The organism is Streptomyces sp. NPDC027962, assembly GCF_055566095.1.
On record NZ_JBVHTA010000022.1, the window covers coordinates 53,413 to 74,910 of the forward strand.

Consider the following 21,498-nt stretch of genomic DNA (forward strand, 5'->3'; position numbering starts at 1 on the left):
CCCTAGATCTCGTGGCCGAGCGAGCCGGCCAGGGTCCGCACCAGGTCCCGCGCCGCGTCCGGGATCACCGTGCCCGGCGGGAAGACCGCCGCCGCACCCGCGTCGCGCAGCGCCTGGACGTCCTGCGGCGGGATCACACCGCCGACCACGATCATGATGTCTTCGCGCCCCTCGGCCGCCAGCTGTTCGCGCAGCGCCGGCACCAGCGTCAGATGACCCGCGGCCAGCGACGAGACGCCGACGATGTGGACGTCGGCCTCCACTGCCTGGCGGGCGACCTCTGCCGGCGTCTGGAACAGCGGGCCGACGTCGACGTCGAAACCGAGGTCGGCGAAGGCGGTGGCGATGACTTTCTGGCCGCGGTCGTGGCCGTCCTGGCCCATCTTCGCGACCAGGATGCGCGGTCGCCGGCCCTCCGCCTGCTCGAACTCCTCGACCAAGGCGCGGGTTGTGTCCACCGCGGGTGACATGCCGGCCTCGTTTCTGTACACACCGGAGATCGTACGGATCTGGCCCGAGTGCCGGCCGTACACCTTCTCCAGGGCGTCGGAGATCTCTCCGACGGTCGCCATGGCCCGGGCCGCGTCCACGGCCAGCGCCAGCAGATTGCCCTCCAGGCCACCGCCCTGCGCCGGACCGGCCTCTGCCGCCGCGGTCAGGGCGTGCAGCGCGTCCCGGCAGGCGGCGTCGTCGCGCTCCGCGCGCAGCCGCCGCAGCTTCTCGACCTGCTGGGTGCGCACCTGGGAGTTGTCGACCTTGAGCACCTCGATCTGCTCGTCGCTCTCGACGCGGTACTTGTTGACGCCGATCACCGGCTGCCGGCCGGAGTCGATCCGGGCCTGGGTGCGGGCCGCGGCCTCCTCCACGCGGAGCTTGGGGATGCCGGCGTCGATGGCCTTCGCCATGCCGCCCGCGGCCTCCACCTCCTCGATGTGCTGCCAGGCGCGCCGGGCGAGGTCGTGCGTGAGCTTCTCCACGTACGCGCTGCCGCCCCACGGGTCGATGACCCGGCAGGTGCCCGACTCCTGCTGCAGCAGCAGCTGGGTGTTGCGGGCGATCCGGGCGGAGAAGTCGGTCGGCAGGGCCAGCGCCTCGTCGAGGGCGTTGGTGTGCAGCGACTGGGTGTGCCCCTGGGTCGCGGCCATCGCCTCGACACAGGTGCGGGTGACGTTGTTGAAGACGTCCTGCGCCGTCAGCGACCAGCCGGAGGTCTGCGAATGGGTGCGCAGCGACAGCGACTTGGGGTTCTTCGGATCGAACGTCCGCACCAGCTTCGCCCACAGCAGCCGCGCCGCGCGCAGCTTGGCGACCTCCATGAAGAAGTTCATGCCGATCGCCCAGAAGAAGGACAGCCGCGGCGCGAACGCGTCGACGTCCATGCCCGCGGCGATCCCCGCCCGCAGGTACTCCATGCCGTCGGCGAGGGTGTACGCAAGCTCCAGGTCGGCGGTGGCTCCGGCCTCCTGGATGTGGTAGCCGGAGATGGAGATGGAGTTGTAGCGGGGCATCTTCTGCGAGGTGTACGCGAAGATGTCCGAGATGATCCGCATCGAGGGGCCGGGCGGATAGATGTAGGTGTTGCGGACCATGAACTCCTTGAGGATGTCGTTCTGGATGGTCCCCGCCAGCTTGTCCGGCGGTACGCCCTGCTCCTCCGCGGCCACGATGTACAGAGCGAGGACCGGCAGGACCGCGCCGTTCATCGTCATCGACACGCTCATACGGTCCAGCGGGATGCCGTCGAACAGCTGCCGCATGTCGTAGATCGAGTCGATCGCCACACCGGCCATGCCGACATCGCCGGTCACCCGGGGGTGGTCGCTGTCGTATCCGCGGTGCGTCGGCAGGTCGAAGGCGACCGACAGGCCCTTCTGGCCGGCCGCGAGATTGCGCCGGTAGAAGGCGTTGGACTCCTCGGCCGTGGAGAAACCCGCGTACTGACGGATGGTCCAGGGCTGGTTGACGTACATCGTCGGATACGGGCCGCGCAGATACGGCGCGACGCCCGGATACGTACCGAGGAAGTCGACGCCCGCCAGATCACGGTCCGTGTACAGAGGCTTCACCGGAATGCCTTCTGGTGTCTCCCACACCAGCTCGCCGGCGTCCTTCCCGGTGGCCGCCTCGACGGCCGCCCGCCACTGCTCCTCACCGGCCGTGCCCGCGGCAGCGGGCCCCAGCTCGATACCCGTGAAATCCGGGATGCCCATCACGCCACTCCGATCCGGTCGAGGGCCGAGGCCAGCACGGCGACCGCGTCGCCGCCCGCGACGACGAACTCGTCGACACCGGCCCTCTCGTACGTCTCACGCTGTTCGCCGGGCCGCCCGGCGAGGAACACCCGCAGTGCGCCCGCGGCCTTCAGGGCCTGTGCCACCGGACCGGCCTGCTCGGCGTAGAGCGTGTCGCTGGAGCAGATGCACGCCACGGACCCGCCGCTCGCGGCGAACGCCGCCGCGGCGGAGGCCGCGTCGACGGTCACCGGGTCGTGGACGGGTTCGAAGCCGCCGGCCTGGAAGAGGTTGGCGGCGAAACCCGCCCGCGCGGTGTGCGCCGACGCCGGGCCGAGGGCCGCGAGGAACACCTTGGGCCGCGCCCCGGTCGCCGTCAGATGCGCGTCGGAACGGGCCCGCAGCGCTTCGAAGGCCTCGTCGCGGCGGACCACGGGCAGCCCGCCGCCGGGCCGTCGCGGCGCCGGGTCACGCTGCACGGCCGGCTGCCCGAGAATCGGGAACTCGCTGACTCCGGTGACCGGTTCGCGGCGCGTCACCAGCTTCCTGCTGCGGTTCGCCCAAGCGGCGCCGATGCGTTCTCCGATCAGCCCGCTTTCCAGCGCGGCGGCCTGACCGCCGGCCGCCTCGATCTCCTGGAACCAGGCCCAGGCCGCCTGCGCGAGTTCGTCCGTGAGCTGTTCGACGTACCAGGAGCCGCCCGCCGGGTCGACGACCCGGCCCAGGTGCGACTCCTCCAGCAGGATCGTGGAGGTGTTGCGGGCGATGCGGCGCGCGAAGGCGTCCGGGAGGCCCAGGGCGTGGTCGAAGGGCAGGACCGTCACCGCGTCGGCGCCGCCCACACCCGCGGCGAGCGAGGCGACCGTCGTGCGCAGCATGTTCACCCACGGGTCGCGCCGCGTCATCATCACGGAGGAGGTCACGGCATGCTGCCGCTGTGCTCCGGCGCCACCGGTCACCCCGCACACCTCGGCCACTCGTGCCCACAGCCGGCGGGCCGCGCGGAGCTTGGCGATGGTCAGGAACTGGTCCGCGGTGGCGGCGTACCGGAACTCCAGCTGACCGCAGGCCGCTTGCGCGTCCAGGCCGGCTGCCGTCAGATCACGCAGCCAGGAGACGCCGGTGGCCAAGGAGCAGCCCAGCTCCTGGGCGGCCGTCGCCCCCGCCTCGTGGTACGGCAGCGCGTCGACCGCCACCGCCCGCAGGCCCGGATAGGTGCCGTCGCAGAGGGTGGCGAGCTCGGCCGCCGCGGCCGTCCGGTCGTCGAGGCCGGCGTAACGGCCGGTGCGCGCGGCATGCCCCAACGGGTCTGCGCCGAGGTTGCCGAGCGCCGCCTCCGGGGCAACGCCCCTCTTCTCGTACAGCGCGAGCAGCTCCCGTGCCGCCGCGTCGAAGGCATCGCCCGCGTCGAGCACCACAGGAGCCAGGTCCAGGTAGACGCCCTCCAGCGCCGCGCCGAGACCGTCGAGAGGCACACCGGATTCGCCGACCGCCAGCCAGATGGACGCGGCGCCGTTCTCGAGGTCGGTCAGGACCGCCTCGTTGGTACGGACCGGATCAGGCCTGTCGTGGCGCTGGCGTACATCCCAGCCGGCGAGCGAAGCGCCCTGTGCCCTGCCGCCGCGGGTGAACGGGGCGAAGCCGGGGAAACCGGCCGCGTCCGCACCACCGTGGGGCGTGCCGGGGGAGGAGTAGAGAGGACGGGTGGCGATCCCGTCCTCCAGAGCCGTGGACAGCGCGTCCTCGGCCGCCGTGCCCGTCACGTCCTTGCCTGCCTTGCGCAGCACGCCTTCGACCAGGCGCTGCCACTGCTCATGGGTCGCATCCGGGAACTCGGCGGCCAGTGAGAACCCGTCATCGGGGAGGACCGTCATGCTCCGGATGTTAGGACAGACACCCAGAGTCACAGCAGTGCTGACCGCTGTGACCTTGCACTCCCCGGCCCGCTCTTGATCCGTTGCGCGCCGTGCCCTATCCAGAACCGCCGTCGCGGGCCCACCGCCCGGGGGCACATGCATGTCACTACCTCGGGCGGGTACCCGCAACGCGACCACGACGGAATCGAAGAAGCCGACGACAAGAGAAAAGGTGAGTCATATGGGTCTGGGTGGTTGCATCATCCTGATCGCGGCCGGAGCGATCCTCACGTTCGCCACCGACTGGGAGGTGAAGGGCGCCAACCTCGACGTGATCGGCCTGATCCTGATGGCCGTCGGCATCATCGGAGTCGCCACCTTCACCAGCATCGCCCGGCGCCGTCGCGTGGTCGTGCCCCCGGCGACGCCGGTGGTCGAGGACCGGCCGAACCACCGCACGTACGAGTAGGGCAGCCCGTCCGGGCCCCGCCGCCGCCGGGTTTGGCGGCCGAGGCCAGGGGCACCCGGATGCCGCTCGCCGTACCCGCCCCCGTACGCGAACGGAGCCGATCGTGAGCCGTTCCCGAGTCGTTGTCGTCGGAGCCGGATTCGCCGGATTCCACGCCGCCCGCACACTCGTGCGGACCCTGCGCAATCAGGCAGAGGTGATCCTGCTCAACCCGACCGACTACTTCCTCTACCTGCCGCTGCTCCCCCAGGTCGCGGCGGGCATCCTCGAACCGCGCCGTGTGACGGTCTCGCTCCCCGGCGCCCTTCCCCAGGCACGTCTGGTCCTCGGCACGGCCACCGGGGTCGATCTCGCCGAACGGCACGTCCACTACGAAGGGCCGGAGGGTGACGGCGGCCGGCTCGACTACGACCGGCTCGTGCTCGCCGTCGGCAGCGTCAACAAGCTGCTTCCGGTGCCTGGCATCGCCGAGCACGCGCACGGCTTCCGGGGCCTGCCGGAAGCCCTCTACCTGCGGGACCACGTCACCCGGCAGATGGAGCTCGCCGCCTCGGCGGGCAGCGCGGAGGAGCGTGCCGCCCGCCGCACCTTCGTCGTCGTCGGCGCCGGATACACGGGCACCGAAGTGGCCGCCCACGGCGCCATGTTCACCAAGGCGCTCGCGTGCAGGCAGCGTGCCGGGAACGCGGACGGCCGGACGCGCTGGCTGCTGGTGGACATCGCGGACCGGGTGCTCCCCGAACTCGACCACAGGCTCTCCGGCACCGCGGACCGGGTACTGCGCGAACGCGGCGTCGAGATACGCACGAAGACGTCCGTCAAGGAGGCCACCGCGACCGGAGCGCTCCTCGACGACGGCGACGACATCGCCACCCGCACACTGGTCTGGTGCGTCGGTGTACGCCCCGACCCGCTGGTCTCCGACGTCGGGCTGCCCGTCGAGCGCGGCCGGCTGGTCGTCGACCCCGCTCTCACCGTGCCCGGTCACCCCGAGGTGTTCGCCTGCGGGGACGCCGCCGCGGTCCCCGACGTCACCCGGCCCGGCGAGTACACACCCATGACCGCCCAACACGCCGCCCGCCAGGGCAAGACGGCCGGACACAACGTCGCGGCCTCCCTCGGCCGGGGCATCCGGCGTGCCTACGTCCATCACGACCTGGGTTTCGCCGTGGACCTCGGCGGCGTCAAGGCCGCCGCCAACCCCCTCGGGGTGACACTCTCCGGCCCGCTCGCCGGCGCCGTCACCCGTGGCTACCACCTTGCCGCGATGCCCGGCAACCGGGTGCGCGTCGCCGCCGACTGGGTCCTGGACGCCGTACTGCCACGCCAGGCGGTCCAACTGGGCCTCGTACGTTCCGGATCGGTCCCGCTGGACACCGCCTCGCCCGAACTGGCCCGGGTCGTCGGCGCACCCTCCAAGGAGCAGTGAAATGCAGGACGAACAACTCGCAGATCTGGCACAGCAGTTGCGCGTGGACGCTGTGCGCGCCGCCGACGCTGCGGGCTCCGGACATCCGACGTCCTCCATGTCCGCGGCCGAGCTCGGGGCCGTACTCCTGGCCCGCCATCTGCGCTACGACTTCAGCCGCCCCGAGCACCCCGGCAACGACCGGCTCGTACTCTCCAAGGGCCACGCCTCGCCGCTGCTGTACGCCCTGTACCGGGCCGCGGGGGCGATCGACGAAGAGGAACTCCGCACCTTCCGCCAACGCGGCAGCCGCCTCGAAGGGCACCCCACTCCACGACTGCCCTGGGTGGACGTCGCCACAGGATCGCTGGGCCAGGGACTGCCCGTCGGCGTCGGCATGGCCCTCGCGGGCAAGAGGCTGGACCAGATCCCGTACCGCGTATGGGTGGTGTCCGGTGACAGCGAGATGGCGGAAGGGGCGGTGTGGGAGGCCGTCGAGCACGCCTCCTACGAGCGGCTGGACAACCTGACGCTCATCCTCGACGTGAACCGGCTCGGCCAGCGGGGTCCCACCCGCTTCGGCTGGGACCTCGACGCCTACGCCCGCCGGCTTCAGGCCTTCGGCTGGCACACCGTCGAGATCGACGGACACGACGTCCGTGCCGTCGACGACGCCCTGTCCGAAGCGGCGGCCACCGCCGGCCGGCCCACCGCCGTCATCGCCCGCACCGAGAAGGGCCGTGGAGTCGCCACGGTCCAGGACCAGGAAGGCAAGCACGGCAAGCCGCTGCCCGACGCCCAGGAGGCGATCGAGGAACTGGGCGGCGTACGCGGCACCACGGTCGAGGTCCAGCCGCCGCCACAGGCCCGCGTCCTGCACGCCCGCCGCACCGCCGGGCTCACCCTGCCGGTGTACGAGGTCGGTGACGAGGTCGCCACCCGCACCGCGTACGGCCAGGCGCTCGCCGCCCTGGGCTTCGCACGCACGGACGTCGTGGCACTCGACGCCGAAGTGGGCGACTCCACACGCACCGAGTACTTCGCCAAGGAGCACCCCGGCCGCCACTTCCAGTGCTACATCGCCGAACAGCAGCTTGTCGCCGCGGCCGTGGGCATGTACGCCAGGGGCTACGTGCCCTTCGCCTCGACGTTCGCCGCCTTCCTGACCCGCGCGCACGACTTCGTGCGCATGGCGGCCGTCAGCCGCGCCTCCATCAACCTCGTCGGCTCCCACGCGGGGGTCGCCATCGGCCAGGACGGGCCCTCCCAGATGGGCCTGGAGGACCTCGCCATGTTCCGCTCGGTGCCCGGCAGCACCGTCCTCTACCCGTGCGACGCCCACCAGACGGCCCGGCTCGTCGCGGCCATGGCGGACCTGCCCAACGTCAGCTACCTGCGCACCAGCCGCGCCGACATGCCGGTGCTCTACGGACCCGACGAGGACTTCCCGGTGGGCGGGTGCAAGGTGCTGCGTTCCTCCCACCGCGACCGGGTGTGCATCGTCGCCGCCGGTGTGACCGTGCACGAGTCGCTCGCCGCCGCGGCCCTGCTGGAGCGCGAGGGCATCCCGGTGCGCGTCGTCGACCTCTACTCGGTCAAGCCCGTCGACGGCGGGACGCTGCAGAGCGCCGCCTCCGACACCGGCTGCCTGCTGACCGTCGAGGACCACCGCCCGGAGGGCGGCATCGGCGACGCCGTGGCGGAGGCGTTCTCCGACGGGCGGCCGATGCCCCGGCTGGTACGGCTCGGGGTACGGAACATGCCCGCGTCCGCCACGCCAGAGGAACAACTGCACGCGTCCGGTATCGACGCCGAGTCGATCGCGGCAGCGGTGCGCCTGCTCGTCGCGGAAGCGATGGTGCGCCCGTGACGGAGAGCAGGACGCACAACGTGCGGGCCGGCGGACGAACGGTACGGATCCAGCGGCCCGACAAGGTGCTCTTTCCCGACGACGGGATCACCAAGGCGGATCTCGCCGACTACTACCGCGCGATCGCCCCCCACATGCTGCCGCACCTGCGCGGCCGGCCCTTGATGCTGGAACGCCACCCCGACGGCATCGACGGCCCCCGCTTCATGCAGAAGAACCCGCCGGACAACTACCCCGACTGGATACGCAGGGTGGAGGTCGCCAAGGCCGACGGGACGGTGAACCACACCGTCTGCGACAACACCGCCACCCTCATGCACCTCGTCGACCAGGCATGCATCACCTTCCACCGCTGGCAGTCCCGGGTGGGCCGCCTGGAGCGGCCCGACCGGCTGGTCTTCGACCTTGATCCGACGGGCGACGACTTCGGGCCGGTGTGCCGGGCCGCGCGGCAGCTCGGAGAACTCCTCGACGAACTCGAGCTGCCGTCCGTGCTGATGACCACAGGCTCCCGAGGACTGCATGTGATCGTGCCGCTCGCCGGGGACACGGACTTCGACGGCGTCCGTGCCTTCGCGCAGGAGGTGGCCGAGACACTGGCCGGCCGGGACCCCGACCGGCTGACCACAGCCGTGCGCAAACACGCCCGCGGGGATCGCCTCTACCTGGACGTGCAGCGCAACGGCTACGCCCAGACCGCGGTGACGCCCTACTCCGTGCGCGCCAGGCCCGGGGCGCCGGTGGCCACGCCGATCAGCTGGGAGCAGCTGGAGGACCCGGAACCGACCGCGGGCCGCTGGACCGTTGCCGACGCCCTCGAACAGGCACGGACCGATCCCTGGGGGGACGCGCTCGGCAGTCGGCGGGCCGTCGGGCCGGCCGGCCGCCGGCTCGCCGCACTCCGATAGGAGGAGCGGCGGAAACGCCCGGGAGCCCTCCGCGAATCCGACGCTTGACAGAATGGAGCCTGAGCGCAATGGACCCGGACAGAGGGAAGGGCAATGGAAAGGGTGACGGCGGGCCGGGGCGGGACGAGACAGAAGAGGAAAGGGCCGACCGCAGATGGGCCGACCTGGTCCAGGAATTGCGCGTCGCCCAGACCGGGGTGCAGATCCTCTTCGGATTTCTGCTGACCGTGGCGTTTCAGCCACGCTTCGTCGAACTGTCGCAGACGGACCAGACCATCTACGCCGTGACCGTCGTGCTCGGCGCGGCGACGACAGGGGTGCTGATCGGCCCCGTCGCGTTCCACCGGATGCTCACCGGCCGCCGGCTCAAACCGCAGACGGTCTCCTGGGCGTCGCGTCTGACCGTCCTCGGACTGGTGTTGCTGCTGTGCACGATGGCGTCCGCCCTGCTGCTGATACTCCGCGTGGTTCTCGACGACACGATCGCGCTGTGGCTGGTCATCGCCATGGTGGTGTGGTTCGTGGTGTGCTGGTTCGTTCTGCCCGCGTGGACCCGCCTCACTCGACGCGGGCGATGACTGACGCGTTTTCAGCCGCCGTACTCGTGCGTCGGATGGGGCGATTGCGGAGCCATGAGGCTCTGGCGGTACTGTGCGCGCACCGCCAGAGGAATGGCGCGGCAATTGTGGAGGACTCAGTGACAGAAATCAGAAGATCGTGGCGGCGCACGGGAGCTTTCATAGCCGTCGCGTCGGCCGGCGCGCTCGGCGTCGGCCTTTCCGCCGCACCGGCGATCGCGCACACTCCGGTGTGGTCGGTGACCTGCGACGAGGTCAGCGTCGACCTGACCGCGTACAGCCCCACCAAGGACAACACCGTGACGATCACGGTGGACGGTAAGGACCTGCTTCCGGCGAAGACGTTCAAGGGCGAATTCCACGACAAGCTCGAGCTTCCCGAGCACACCAAGGACGTCACCGTCCGTCTGATCGTCAAGGCCGGTGACGACGACAAGTTCTCGCGCGACGAGACCAAGACCGCTCCGGTGTGCGAGGACAGCACGCCGAGCCCCTCGCCGTCGACGACGTCCCCTTCGCCGACGCCGAGCGAGTCCTCGCCCGTGCCCAGCGCCACGCCGAGCACCAGCGCCCCCGCCACGCCCTCGGCCCAGCCGAGCACCGACGCGCCGGGCGGCGGCCTGGCCGAGACCGGCGGCTCCAGCGCGACCCCGCTGATCGCGGGTGCGGCAGCACTGGTCATCGCAGCCGGCGGTGGCATCATGTGGGCCGCACGCAAGCGCCGCAGCGCCCAGCACTGATCTGATACGGGGCGGGCGGGCCGTGACGGCCCGCCCGCCCTTTCGCGTTCCCGCCCGCCGTCCCCGGCCGTCTTTGTGCCGCGCTCCGCGGCGCGGACCGGCGCGGTGGGCGCAGGGGGCCGGTCCGTGTGACGTAGAAGCCGCCGTAGGCGGCCTGTGATTCAGATTTCTTGCGCCGAACGGTGGGGCGGCACACACCGATGCGTGGTGACAACGGATACGGGAGGCGTGCCGCGCCAAGATGATCAGGGCGTCACCCGTTCCTCCGTCCTTCACTCCGACCCTCTGGCGCGATCCTCCCGGCCCGGCGATGCTGTCCGCCGACAGCGCTTACTACGTGCTCAACCAGCCGTCCTTCAGGAGAACTTGTGGGCCTTGGCAGAGCAAGACACACCGTCGCGCTGGTCGCGGCGCTCTCCGCACTCACGGCAGGGGCCACCGCCCCCGCAGTCGCCGATCCCCAACCCGTCCCGCCGCCGCGGAAGTCCGCCGAGATACTGCGGCCCATCGCCCCGCCGCCCGCCAGCGACTCCGGCAGCGGCGAGGCCGCCGTGGCGGACCCGGACGGCATCGAGACCGCCAGAAGTTCCCGGGCGATCGCCCCCGGCGTGCGGCTCACCTCGTACGACCGGCTCGAAGCCGACAAGTGGCTGCGTGTCGACTCGCTCGCCGTCGACCTCGGCGGCAGTGGGATACGGGCCGACTACCTGTCGTCCGGCAAGGTCGCCCACCGGGGCAGCGTTTCCGAACTCGCCGCCCGCCACGACCCGGGCGAGGGCCGGCGCACCGTTGCCGCCATCAACGGGGACTTCTTCGACATCAACCAGACCGGCGCCCCGCTGGGACCCGGCATCAAGGACGGCACCGTCGCGCACTCGCCCGCGCCCGGCAGGGGCCGCGCCGTGGGCATCGGACCCGACGCGGCGGGCCGCGTCCTGCAGTTGTACTTCGACGGCACACTCACCGTCCCCGGCGGACAGCACGCTCTCGGCGCATACAACGCCGCCGACGTCCCGGCGGGCGGGATCGGCGCCTACACCTCGGCCTGGGGCGAGGCCGACCGTGCCCTCACGGTCGACGCCGCCACCCCCGTCGCGGAGGCCGTCGTACGCGACGGCAAGGTCGTCACGGTGCTCGACCGGCCCGGTGCCGGCCCCGTCACGGCAGGCACCACCGTGCTCGTCGGCCGTGAGGCGGGGGCGGCCCTCCTCTCCGCGCTGCGGCCCGGAGACCCGGTCGAGGTGGAGTACCGGCCCCGCACGGACGGCGGACCGGTGCCGCGCACGGCCGTCGGCGGCCGTGAACTCCTCGTCGTCGACGGCGTCGCGCAGAACCACGACGGCACGGGCAACAACACGCCCGCGCCCCGCACTGCCGTCGGATTCTCCGAAGACGGCCGCGCCATGCAGATCATCACCGTCGACGGCCGGCAGGCCGACAGCGGCGGCGTCACCCTCACCGAGCTCGGCCGGATGATGAAGGAAGCCGGTGCGCACAACGCCCTCAACCTCGACGGCGGCGGCTCCTCGACCCTCGTCGCCCGTGAACCGGGCACCGACGCACTCCAGGTGGAGAACAGCCCCTCCGACGGCAGCGAGCGCGAAGTCCCCAACGGCCTCGCCCTGACCGCTCCCGACGGCAGCGGGAAACTGCGCGGCTACTGGGTCGAGACCGTCGTACCGGCGGCCGCCGCGCCCACGGCCGACCCCGTCAAGGGAGGCCATCCGGAACGGGTGTTCCCGGGTCTGACCCGCCGGCTGACCGCCGCCGGCTACGACGAGACGTACGGTCCCGCCGCCGGCGTCCCGCGCTGGCGCTCCCTGCGACCGTCCATCGGCAGCATCGACTCCGACGGCGTCTTCCGCGCGTGGCGCGGCGGCGCCACGGACATCCGTGCCGAACGCGCCGGCGCGCAGGGCAGCATCCGGCTCACCGTGCTCGACGATCTGGCGCGCATCGAGCCGACCACCCGCCGCGTCTCACTCGCCGACCCGGCCGCCGTCGGCAGCTTCGGCATCCTCGGCCTCGACGCCCAGGGCAACAGCGCGCCGATCGAGCCCCGCGACGTACAACTCGACTACGATCACGGCCTGTTCGCCATCCTCGACGACGGCAGTGGCTCGTTCACCGTCACCGCGCGCACCGGAAGCGGCACGGCCGGCCGGATCACCGCGACCGCCCAAGGCGTCACCACAACCCTCGCCGTGAGTGTCGGCCTCGCCGAACAGGCGGTGACCGGCTTCGACGATGCGGCTTCCTGGACCTTCGGCCAAGCCCGGGCGAGCGGCTCCGTCGCGGCGACACCGGACGGACGCAGCGGCACCGGGCTCGAACTCACCTACGATTTCACGCAGTCGACCGCGACCAGGGCCGCATACGCCAACCCGCCGCAGCGGATCGCCGTCGCCGGACGGCCGCAGTCCTTCACGATCTGGATCAAGGGCGACGGCAACGGAGCCTGGCCCACGCTGCACCTCAAGGACGCCGCTGGGTCCGACCAGCTGCTCCGCGGCCCCTACATCACCTGGATCGGCTGGCAGCAGGTGAAGTTCCCCGTGCCGCAAGGTGCGGCGACGCCGCTGTCCGTCCACCGGTTCTATCTCGCGGAGACCGCCGCGAACCGGCAGTACACCGGCCGGATCGTGATCGACGGCCTCGAGGCGCAGGTGCCGCCCGCGGTCGACCTGCCGGAGCCACCGACCACCGTCGACCCGCTCATCGACCCCGCGGCCACGACCGAGCGGCGTGACTGGCAGTTCGCCGTGATGTCCGACGCGCAGTTCGTCGCCCGTGCACCCGACAGCCCCCTTGTCGCCCAGGCCAGGCGGACGCTGCGGGAGGTCAAGGCCGCGCGGCCCGACTTCCTCGTCGTCAACGGTGATCTCGTCGACGAGGGCTCATCAGCCGACCTGGCGTTCGCGCGCCGCGTGCTGACGGAGGAGCTCGGCGACGAACTGCCCTGGTACTACGTGCCCGGCAACCACGAGGTGATGGGCGGGAAGATCGACAACTTCGTCGCCGAATTCGGCCCCGCGCACCGCACCTTCGACCACCGCGGCACCCGATTCATCACCCTGGACACATCCAGCCTGAGCCTCCGCGGAGGCGGACTCGCCCAGATCATGCAACTCCGTGCACAGCTCGACGCGGCGGCCGACGACCCGCGCATCGGCTCCGTCATGGTCATCGAGCACGTCCCGCCGCGGGACCCCACCGTCCAGCAGGCCAGCCGGCTCGGCGACCGGAAGGAGGCGGCAGTGCTCGAGGACTGGCTCGCGGACTTTCGCCGCACGACGGGCAAGGGCGCGGGGATGATCGGCAGCCACGTCGGCGTCTTCCACGCCGCCCACGTGGAGGGCGTGCCGTACCTCGTCAACGGCAACTCGGGCAAGGCCCCGGCCGGGCCGGCCGACGAGGGCGGCTTCACCGGCTGGTCGCTCGTGGGCGTCGACGGCATCTCGCACGCCGAGCGGGCGGCTGCCCGCCGGGCACCGTGGGAGGCGCGGCCCGACTGGGTCTCCGTCCAGACCCGCACGCACGTCGACACGCTCCAGCTGCACGCGCCCGTCGTCCTTCGGCCGGGCGAGAGCGGGGATGCGGAGGCGACCGTCCTCCAGGGCGAGCGGCGGGTACCGGTTGCGTTCCCCGTCAGCGCGGACTGGACAGGCTCGCCGAACCTCCACATCGGCACGGCGGACACCGCGCGGGGCCGCCACGTCGCGGCCTTCGACCCGGCCACGGGCCGCGTCACCGGGCTGCGCGCGGGCGCGTTCACGCTGGCGGTGACGGTCAACGGCACGACGACTCAGGTGCGTGCCAGCGTGGTGACGGCCCGCGACAGGGCGGCGTGAGGCGGAAAACCCGGCCAGCAAGGGGCGGGATCGCCGCCCCGCCCCTTGCTGGAGGCCCCTGAAGGCCTTGGGGGCGGGTCCTCGCCCGCGGTGACCGCCCGGGTGTCCGCAGCCCGAGGCCCGCGGCTCCGGCCCCGCGCGGAGCCCATCCTCGCTCACCCGCAAGGAACAGCCGCACGCCCCCTTCCCGGCGGTCCGACCAGTCGGTATGTTCACTGAATGCCGGGCGGGCGGGACAGGGCGACGGAGGTTTGCCGGACATGGCGGAGCAACCCATCACGATCGAAGGCCACTGCGACGAGCGCTTCTCGGCGGTTCGTGCCGCCTTCGAGGAGAACTTCCGCGAGCGGGGAGAGCTCGGCGCATCCGTGACCGTCCTGGTCGACGGCGCGAAGGCCGTCGACCTGTGGGGCGGCTGGGCCGACGGAGGAAGGACCCGTCCCTGGGAGCGGGACACGCTGGTGAACGTGTGGTCAACGACCAAGGGCCCGACGGCGCTCTGCGCCCACCTGCTCGCCGACCGCGGTCTCCTCGACCTGGACGCGCCGGTCGCCGACTACTGGCCCGAGTTCGCGGCCGCCGGCAAGGAGCGCGTCCTCGTGCGCCATCTGCTGTCCCACCGGGCGGGCCTCGCCGGGCTGCGCCAGCCGCACTCGCTCGAGCAGCTCTACGACTGGGAGCTGACCTGTGCACGGCTGGCGGCCACAGAACCGTGGTGGGAGCCGGGCACATGCTCCGGCTATCACGCCCTGACGTACGGGCATCTCGTCGGCGAGGTGGTACGCAGGGTCACCGGCCTGATGCCGGGTGACTTCCTGCGGCAGGAGATCACCGGGCCGCTCGGGATCGACTTCACCATCGGCCTGCCGGAGAAGGAGGCCCACCGGGTGGCCGAGCTCGTGCACCCGCGGGCCCCCGACAGCAGCGAACAGGCGGCGATCTCCGCCCAGTTGGAGCCGGTCGCGCTCGCCGCGCTGACCAATCCGCCCGCCGGGGTGGGGGCTGCCAACTCGGCCGACTGGCGGGCCGCTCAGATTCCCGCGGCAAACGGCCACGGCACGGCCCGCGCCGTCGCCGCGCTGTACGGAATCCTCGCAGGGCGCGGCGAGATCGACGGCCACCCCGTCATGACGCCGGAGGCGGCGGAGCGTGTGCGCGAGGGGCAGGGAGCCTGCCGTGACCTGGTGCTCGGGGCCGGCTTCGAGCACGACACCGAGGTCGGCCTCGGGCTCTGGCTGAGCGGCAAGAACGGTTCGTACGGGCCGAACCCGAGGGCGTTCGGCCACGACGGCTTCGGCGGCTCGTGCGGGCTCGCCGACCCGGAGGCGGGCATCGCCATGGGGTACGTCATGAACCGCATGGGCCCGCACATCGCCGACGACCCGCGCAAGATGGCCCTGATCGCGGCTGTGTACGCCTGTCGCTAGCTCCTGTGCACCCTCGGCCCCGCCGGCACCCACCACCGCACGACCCTTCCGGATTCTTGCAACACGTTCTACTGTGTGCGCCGCCGCGCAGGGACGGACCGTGAGACGCCTGGAGGGGCCGTGCACCTTCAATACACGCCGCAGCAGGAGCAGTTGCGCGCCGAACTCCGTGACTACTTTGCCGGGCTCGTCCCCGACAACGCGTATGCGCGATACGCCGAGCCGGCCGCCCGTAAGCGCTTCTACCGCGAGACGATCCGCCGGCTCGGCGCCGACGGCTGGCTCGGGGTCGGCTGGCCGAAGGAATACGGCGGCCGGGGGCTCAGCCCCATGGAGCAGTTCATCTTCTTCGACGAGGCGGCACAGGCCGGAGTGCCACTGCCGTTGATGGCGCTCAACACCGTCGGCCCGACGATCATGCGGTTCGGCACCGATGAGCAGAAGGCATATTTCCTGCCGAAGATCCTTTCCGGCGAGATCGACTTTGCCATCGGCTACAGCGAACCCGACGCCGGCACGGACCTCGCCGCCCTGCGCACCCGGGCCGTGCGGGAGGGCGACAGCTACGTGGTCGGCGGACAGAAGATCTGGACCACCAACGGCGACACAGCCGACTGGGTCTGGCTCGCCGTCCGCACTGCCGCCGTGGAAGCGGGCGTGCCGCCGCACAAGGGCATCACCTTGCTGCTCGTACCGACGTCCGACCCCGGCTACTCCTGCACCCTCATCAACACCCTCGCCTCCCACGACACCACCGCCTCCTACTACGAGAACGTGCGTGTTCCCGTCTCCCACCGGGTCGGCGAGGAGAACAAGGGCTGGCGGCTGATCACCAACCAGCTCAACCACGAGCGCGTCACCCTGGCCGCCCACGGCACCATGGCGATCCGCGCCCTGCGGGACGTCCAGCGCTGGGCGGCGGACACCAAACTCGCCGACGGCCGCCGCGTCATCGACCTCGGCTGGGTGCGCGGCCGGCTCGCCCGTACCCACACACGCCTCGACGCGATGAAACTGCTCAACTGGCAGATGGTGAACGCCGTGCAGAACGGCACCCTCACCCCGCAGGACGCCTCGGCCGTCAAGGTCTACGGCTCCGAGGCACGCCGTGACGCCTACGCCTGGCTCATGGAGGTCGTCGGCGCGGCGGGGCCCCTCAAGGAGGACTCGGCAGGGGCGGTCCTCGGCGGTGAACTCGAGCGCGGCTACCGCTCCGCCGTGATCTTCACCTTCGGCGGCGGCAACAACGAGATCCAGCGCGAGATCATCTCGTGGATCGGACTGGGGATGCCGCGGGTCCGACGCTGACGGATGCGGGCCGATGGCTCGAGTGCTCATTGCCCGCGGCGGATCTTGTCGAGCTCCTTCTCGAAGGCCTTTGTCTCCGCGATCAGATTCTCGCGTGCGTTCTCCTGGGTCTTGTCGCCCTCGTCCTTGAACGCCGCGCTGAAATGCGGCTTGAGCTGGGTCCACCAGCCGTGGTCCAGCATCGCCCATGCCTGTGGGCACAGCGGGGCGCGCGTCTTCGGCAGGTATCCCGCACCGACCAGGGGCTCGTGGAACTTCTTCGGGTCGCTCCCCTCCAGATAGCAGAGGAAGTTGAAGACCCGCTGCTGGGTGACGGGGTGATCGCTCGAGAGCCCTTCCAGCGTCAGCTTGCCCTCCTCGCGGGCGATCTCGTCGAAAAGGATCGCTGCCGCCAACGACGGATTCGGCCCGACCTCGTTGACGGTGTAGAACGACGCGAACCCGTCGGCGGCGTCCTCCTCGAGGCCGAGGTTCGGCAGCAGAAGCTGACGCTGCAGGGCATGGCCCATCTCGTGGCCGAAGATGAACTGGGTCGACAAAGCGGTCAGATCGGCGGCGTTGTAACTCGCCTCGGGAAGCAGGGCGGGACGCTCGACGGTCTTGACGACCCTGCCGAGGACCTCCTCGATCTGGGTGAGGAACGCGGGGGGTACAAAGACCGTTCTGCCGTCGGGCTGGGTGACCGCATCCGTAACCCCCGGTGGGACCCTGTCGGTGACTCTCACGACCAGGTCGTTCGGAAGGGCGACCGACGCGTTGACCCAGCCGGCGACCTGCTCGAGCACGCGGGACTTCCGGATCACGTCCACGGCCTGCCGGTCTTCTGGCTTGATCGTGTTGTCCTCGTAGACGACCGTGACCTTGCCGTCCGCGTCAGCCTTGCTCCCGACTCCGCCGCATGAGGCGACTGCGAAGCCGGCGAGGAGCAGCGTCGCCGCGAATGCGGTCCTCACCATGGCCGAGTACCAACGACTGCTCTGCACCCTGGTCAACTTCTTTCCTCGGTCACGGCGTTGGAGCGGGCCTCGAAACTGACATGGATTATGATCGACAGTTCCTGTGCCCGCAATCATCCATTTAGGGCGATTTGCCTGGTGGGATGGTCGAGTCGGGTTGACGCGCGACTCCACCGGCCAGCCGGCCCGAACCCCGTCGTGACGCAGGTGTGCGCCGGGCGGTCGGGCCGCCCGGCGCACACGGGTTCACGAGTTCACGCGATACAGGCTGTCCGGTGTGGACGGCCGGACGGCCCGCTCGCAGTCTCGGGTCAGCGGCGGCGGTTCCAGGACTCGGTGTCCACGGTGTTGCCGCGGTGGTCCCGCAGGGTCGCCTTGTCCGATCGGATGTCCCACACGTAGTCGCGACGGTCCTGGTAGAGGTCCGTGCGGGTGTCACGGCCCCGACCGGTGTGGACGCGGACGGTCGCGCGGCCGGCGAGACGGAAGTCGTCGAAGCGGTAGCGGTTGCCGTCGCGGTCGCGCAGGGTCCAGCCGTCCAGGTTCACCGAACGGCGGGTGTTGTTGGTGATCTCGACCCATTCGGCATTCAGGGACCTGTTGGAGCGGTGGTGGTGGCGTCCGGAACTGCCGGCCTTCACGTCGCTGATCTCGACCCGTGGGGCCTGGCGGTGGTGCCGACGGTCGCGGTCACGGTCGCCGTCGTGGGCGGCGGCCGGCAGGGCGGCGGCCGAGACGACGGCTCCGGTCGCGAGGACGGTCGCGGCGATGCGACGGGCGGTCGAAGAAGCAGACATAGGTGATGTCCCCTCGAAGAACAGTGCCCCACCGGCCGATACGGCTGGTGACGGCAGTTGCGGCTTCCCGGCCCAGGTGTGGGCCGAGAGCCCGAACTGTGGACTTCGGTGAACCCGGTCGGCGCGCGGACCGGGCGCAATTACCAATTGCGGACATTTCCGTAACTGTCGGATGTGGGGTTCAAGCACCTCGGGGGGCGTGGCGCCGACATTCACTGACTGCTGCACCCATCCGTTCAACGATCAACAGCAAGCCCTTGCTCGCCCGGCGCACCACCCCGTACGCCACCCCAAGGCCCACCCCGACGGAGGCGCCGATCTTGGTAACAGCCGTTCTGCACGTTTCTTCGCTCACCCGATCCCATGCCGTATGCCGGGGCGAACGGTTGGAAGGAATTCGAGTGCTTCTCCGTGGAGAAGTACTCCGGCTTCTACGACAGGTACTACGACGGCCATGAATCGGGACGGTGCGGAATCCGGAACCGGGTCGGCCGGGTGACGGCCGGCGGCCGACCGGGCCGAGGGGACCGGCTTGCGGGGCCACGGGGAGCGGTTCGCCGTCCGCAGCCGTGGGACTGAGGGCTGCGCCGCATTCCCTCCCGTATACGCTGGCAACCACTGCCCGCCCGGTCACATTCATGCAGCGGTGGGGCGCCCTCGGGCCCGGCTCACCTCCGGCCCCGTACAAACTACGCAGACGGGCCGCCATACTGGACCGGCCGGGGAGGGCGCAGCAGAGCGACGGGGGCGACAGCACGAGATGGCGGACACCAGGCTGATCCAAGGCCGGTACCGACTGCTCGATCTCATCGGGCGCGGCGGCATGGGCGAGGTGTGGCGGGCCCACGACGAATCGCTCGGGCGGCATGTGGCCGTCAAGTGCCTGAAGCCGATCGGCTCCCAGCCCGACCAGTCCTTCACCGGGGTCCTCAGGGAACGTTTCCGCCGCGAAGCCCGTGTTGCCGCAGCGCTCCAGCACCGGGGTGTCACCGTCGTCCACGACTTCGGCGAGCACGAGGGCGTGCTCTACCTCGTCATGGAGCTCCTCGAGGGCCGCAATCTCAGCCAGCTCCTCGAGGACAACGCACAGCAGCCGCTGCCCGTCGGTGAAGTCGTCGACATCGCCGACCAGATCGCGGACGCCCTCGACTACACCCACGAGCAGGGCATCGTGCACCGGGACCTCAAGCCCGCCAACATCATGCGGCTCACCGGCGGCGGCGTGAAGATCTGCGACTTCGGAATAGCCCGCCTGGGCGCGGACATCGGCTTCACGTCCAAGCTCACCGGCACCGGAATCGCCATGGGCACCCCGCACTACATGTCGCCCGAGCAGATCGGCGGCGGCGAGGTCGACCATCGGAGCGATCTGTATTCGCTGGGGTGCGTGCTCTACGAGCTCGCCACCGGCGCCCCGCCGTTCGACGTCGGCGACACCTGGTCGATCCTCGTCGGGCACAGGGACACCGAGCCCCGGCCGCTGCGCGAGCACCGTGAGGAGATCCCCGAATTCCTCGACCTGATGGTGCTCGACCTGCTCGCCAAGACACCCGAGGAAAGGCCCACGGCGGCGGGCGACCTGCGTCGGCGGATCGGCGCGGCCGGGCACTCGCGCCACACCACCGCAGCCGTGCCGTTGCAGCGCGCCGCCCTGCCGGACGTCTCACGCGAGCCCGCCCTGCCGTACTGGACGCGCGGCATGACCACCGGCCACAAGGCGACCGGGGCCCTCACCGCGCACTTCACCCCGCCGGGCCACGGTCCTGACGACCACGTGGCCGCGCTGACCGGAGAGTGGACCACCCGCCCGGCGACGCACCCCGCCGTGCCCGGCGACTCCCGTGTGCCCGCGCAGGGACCGGAACGGCCGACCCCGTCGCCCGAGCTGCTCGCCGTCCTCGCCACCCGGCACAACGCGGGCCTGAGTCTCGGCCGGCTGGGCCGCTGGGAGGAGGCCGGCGAGGTGCACCGCGCGGTCGCCGCGGAGCGCGAGCAGCTGCTCGGACCCGACCACCCCGAGACCCTGTCCAGCCGTTACGAGGTCGGTTTCAGCCTCAGCCGCACCGGCCGCGGCGCGGACGCGCTCGAGGAGTTCGGGCGCGTCGCCGCGGGCCTCGAACGCGCCCTGGGCGTCGACCACCCCGACACGCTCGCCGCCCGTCAGGAGACCGCCTTCGTGCTCGGCGGCCTCGGACGGCACACGGAGGCCGACCGCGTGTACGCGGCGGTCCTCGAGGCACGCGAGCGCACCATGGGCGCCGACCACCCCGACACCCTCCGCTGCCGTCACAACCTCGCGTTCAACCTCAGCCGCATGGGCCGGATCGAGGAGTCGTACCGGATGGCGGACGGTGTCGCCGCGGCCCGCGCACGGGTACTGGGCGCCGACCACCCCGATACGCTGGTGACCCGCTACGAGGTGGCCTACGCGCTCGGCCTGTTGGGACGCTGGTCCGAGGCGCTCGGCACCTACCAGGACGTGGCCGCCGCCCGCGCCCGAACGCTGGGCCCGGACCATCCCGACACGCTCGCCTCGCGCTACGAGATCGGGATCTGCCTCGGCCGGCTCGGCCGCGGCGCGGAGGCGCTGGACGTCTACGGGGACCTCGTCGCCGACCGTACGCGCCTCCACGGCCCCGACGACCCCGAAACCCTGCGCGCCCGGCACGGCCTCGGAGTGAACCTCGGCCGGCTCGCCCGCTGGCCGGAAGCGCTGGCCGAGGCACGGGAGGTGAGCGCCCTGCGCGAGCGGGTGCTCGGCCCCGACCATCCCGACACCCTCGTCAGTCACCGCGAGGTGGCCGTCGCGCTCGGCTGGCTGGCCCGCTGGCCCGAGGCTCTGAGCGTCTACCAGCAGGTGGCGGGGGCCCGCGCGCGGGTCCTCGGCCCGGACCATCCCGACACGCTGTCCAGCCGCAACGACGAGGCACACTGCCTGGAGCAGCTGGGGCGGCACACGGAGGCCGTCGAGCTGTACCGGCAGGTCGCCGACCTGCGCCGGACCGCGGTGGGGGAGACGCGCTGAGATGGCCCGGACCGTGGTGGGGGCGCGCTGAGATGGCCCGGAGCGTGGTGGGGGCGCGCTGAGATGGCCCGGAC

Annotated in this window: 14 protein-coding genes; 10 read left to right on the forward strand and 4 right to left on the reverse strand. The window is 71.4% G+C overall.

Translation table 11 applies throughout. The annotated features are described in order from the left end of the window. Positions 1-2: 2 nt before the first annotated feature. Positions 3-2,210, reverse strand: a complete 2,208-nt coding sequence (gene scpA / locus ACZ4SA_RS21230; protein WP_468276732.1) for a methylmalonyl-CoA mutase — start codon at positions 2,208-2,210, stop codon at positions 3-5. Beyond that, complete coding sequence (locus ACZ4SA_RS21235) at positions 2,210-4,105, reverse strand: methylmalonyl-CoA mutase family protein (protein ID WP_468276734.1); 1,896 nt, start codon at positions 4,103-4,105, stop codon at positions 2,210-2,212. Before ACZ4SA_RS21235 ends, scpA begins: the two co-directional genes overlap by 1 nt. 223 nt (positions 4,106-4,328) lie before the next feature. On the opposite strand from ACZ4SA_RS21235, the gene ACZ4SA_RS21240 reads away from it, so the two are divergent. The 9 genes from ACZ4SA_RS21240 (at position 4,329) to ACZ4SA_RS21280 (ending at position 16,646) form a co-directional block, all read left to right on the forward strand. After that, complete coding sequence (locus tag ACZ4SA_RS21240; protein WP_356634084.1) at positions 4,329-4,556, forward strand: DUF6458 family protein; 228 nt, start codon at positions 4,329-4,331, stop codon at positions 4,554-4,556. Between the two features lie 103 nt (positions 4,557-4,659). Continuing rightward, positions 4,660-5,985, forward strand: coding sequence for an NAD(P)/FAD-dependent oxidoreductase (locus ACZ4SA_RS21245; protein WP_468276736.1), 1,326 nt, complete (start codon positions 4,660-4,662; stop codon positions 5,983-5,985). Between the two features lies 1 nt (position 5,986). Next, positions 5,987-7,834: a transketolase gene (locus ACZ4SA_RS21250; protein ID WP_468276738.1), complete on the forward strand. Its 1,848-nt coding sequence runs from the start codon at positions 5,987-5,989 to the stop codon at positions 7,832-7,834. Next, on the forward strand, positions 7,831-8,742 hold the full coding sequence (gene ligD, locus ACZ4SA_RS21255; RefSeq protein WP_468276740.1) for a non-homologous end-joining DNA ligase: 912 nt from the start codon (positions 7,831-7,833) through the stop codon (positions 8,740-8,742). Before ACZ4SA_RS21250 ends, ligD begins: the two co-directional genes overlap by 4 nt. Positions 8,743-8,810: 68 nt before the next feature. After that, positions 8,811-9,320, forward strand: coding sequence for a DUF6328 family protein (locus tag ACZ4SA_RS21260; RefSeq protein ID WP_468276742.1), 510 nt, complete (start codon positions 8,811-8,813; stop codon positions 9,318-9,320). Between the two features lie 119 nt (positions 9,321-9,439). Further along, a complete protein-coding gene (locus ACZ4SA_RS21265) occupies positions 9,440-10,060 on the forward strand; it encodes an LAETG motif-containing sortase-dependent surface protein (RefSeq protein ID WP_468276744.1) in 621 nt (206 codons plus the stop codon). Positions 10,061-10,428: 368 nt separating this feature from the next. Further along, positions 10,429-13,911: a phosphodiester glycosidase family protein gene (locus tag ACZ4SA_RS21270; protein WP_468276747.1), complete on the forward strand. Its 3,483-nt coding sequence runs from the start codon at positions 10,429-10,431 to the stop codon at positions 13,909-13,911. A 260-nt stretch (positions 13,912-14,171) separates the two neighbouring features. Continuing rightward, complete coding sequence (locus ACZ4SA_RS21275) at positions 14,172-15,338, forward strand: serine hydrolase domain-containing protein (protein WP_468276749.1); 1,167 nt, start codon at positions 14,172-14,174, stop codon at positions 15,336-15,338. A 120-nt stretch (positions 15,339-15,458) separates the two neighbouring features. Then, a complete protein-coding gene (locus ACZ4SA_RS21280; RefSeq protein WP_468276750.1) occupies positions 15,459-16,646 on the forward strand; it encodes an acyl-CoA dehydrogenase family protein in 1,188 nt (395 codons plus the stop codon). Positions 16,647-16,672: 26 nt separating this feature from the next. Here ACZ4SA_RS21280 and ACZ4SA_RS21285 read toward each other — a convergent pair whose 3' ends face one another. Together ACZ4SA_RS21285 and ACZ4SA_RS21290 are read right to left on the reverse strand one after the other, a co-directional pair. Further along, positions 16,673-17,602 carry a DUF4344 domain-containing metallopeptidase gene (locus ACZ4SA_RS21285; protein ID WP_468276753.1) on the reverse strand — a complete coding sequence of 310 codons (930 nt, stop codon included), beginning with the start codon at positions 17,600-17,602 and terminating at the stop codon, positions 16,673-16,675. A gap of 311 nt (positions 17,603-17,913) precedes the next feature. Continuing rightward, positions 17,914-18,399, reverse strand: coding sequence for a lamin tail domain-containing protein (locus ACZ4SA_RS21290; protein ID WP_468276756.1), 486 nt, complete (start codon positions 18,397-18,399; stop codon positions 17,914-17,916). Positions 18,400-19,159: 760 nt separating this feature from the next. On the opposite strand from ACZ4SA_RS21290, the gene ACZ4SA_RS21295 reads away from it, so the two are divergent. Next, positions 19,160-21,424 carry a serine/threonine-protein kinase gene (locus tag ACZ4SA_RS21295; protein WP_468276759.1) on the forward strand — a complete coding sequence of 755 codons (2,265 nt, stop codon included), beginning with the start codon at positions 19,160-19,162 and terminating at the stop codon, positions 21,422-21,424. Positions 21,425-21,498 lie beyond the last annotated feature (74 nt).

What these genes read in the sequence shown, in the direction of transcription:
- scpA (WP_468276732.1), bottom strand. Translation starts at nt 2,210, where the DNA reads ATGGGCATCCCGGATTTCACGGGTATCGAGCTGGGGCCCGCTGCCGCG.
- ACZ4SA_RS21235 (WP_468276734.1), bottom strand. Translation starts at nt 4,105, where the DNA reads ATGACGGTCCTCCCCGATGACGGGTTCTCACTGGCCGCCGAGTTCCCG.
- ACZ4SA_RS21240 (WP_356634084.1), top strand. Translation starts at nt 4,329, where the DNA reads ATGGGTCTGGGTGGTTGCATCATCCTGATCGCGGCCGGAGCGATCCTC.
- ACZ4SA_RS21250 (WP_468276738.1), top strand. Translation starts at nt 5,987, where the DNA reads ATGCAGGACGAACAACTCGCAGATCTGGCACAGCAGTTGCGCGTGGAC.
- ACZ4SA_RS21260 (WP_468276742.1), top strand. Translation starts at nt 8,811, where the DNA reads ATGGACCCGGACAGAGGGAAGGGCAATGGAAAGGGTGACGGCGGGCCG.
- ACZ4SA_RS21275 (WP_468276749.1), top strand. Translation starts at nt 14,172, where the DNA reads ATGGCGGAGCAACCCATCACGATCGAAGGCCACTGCGACGAGCGCTTC.
- ACZ4SA_RS21285 (WP_468276753.1), bottom strand. Translation starts at nt 17,602, where the DNA reads ATGGTGAGGACCGCATTCGCGGCGACGCTGCTCCTCGCCGGCTTCGCA.
- ACZ4SA_RS21290 (WP_468276756.1), bottom strand. Translation starts at nt 18,399, where the DNA reads ATGTCTGCTTCTTCGACCGCCCGTCGCATCGCCGCGACCGTCCTCGCG.
- ACZ4SA_RS21295 (WP_468276759.1), top strand. Translation starts at nt 19,160, where the DNA reads ATGGCGGACACCAGGCTGATCCAAGGCCGGTACCGACTGCTCGATCTC.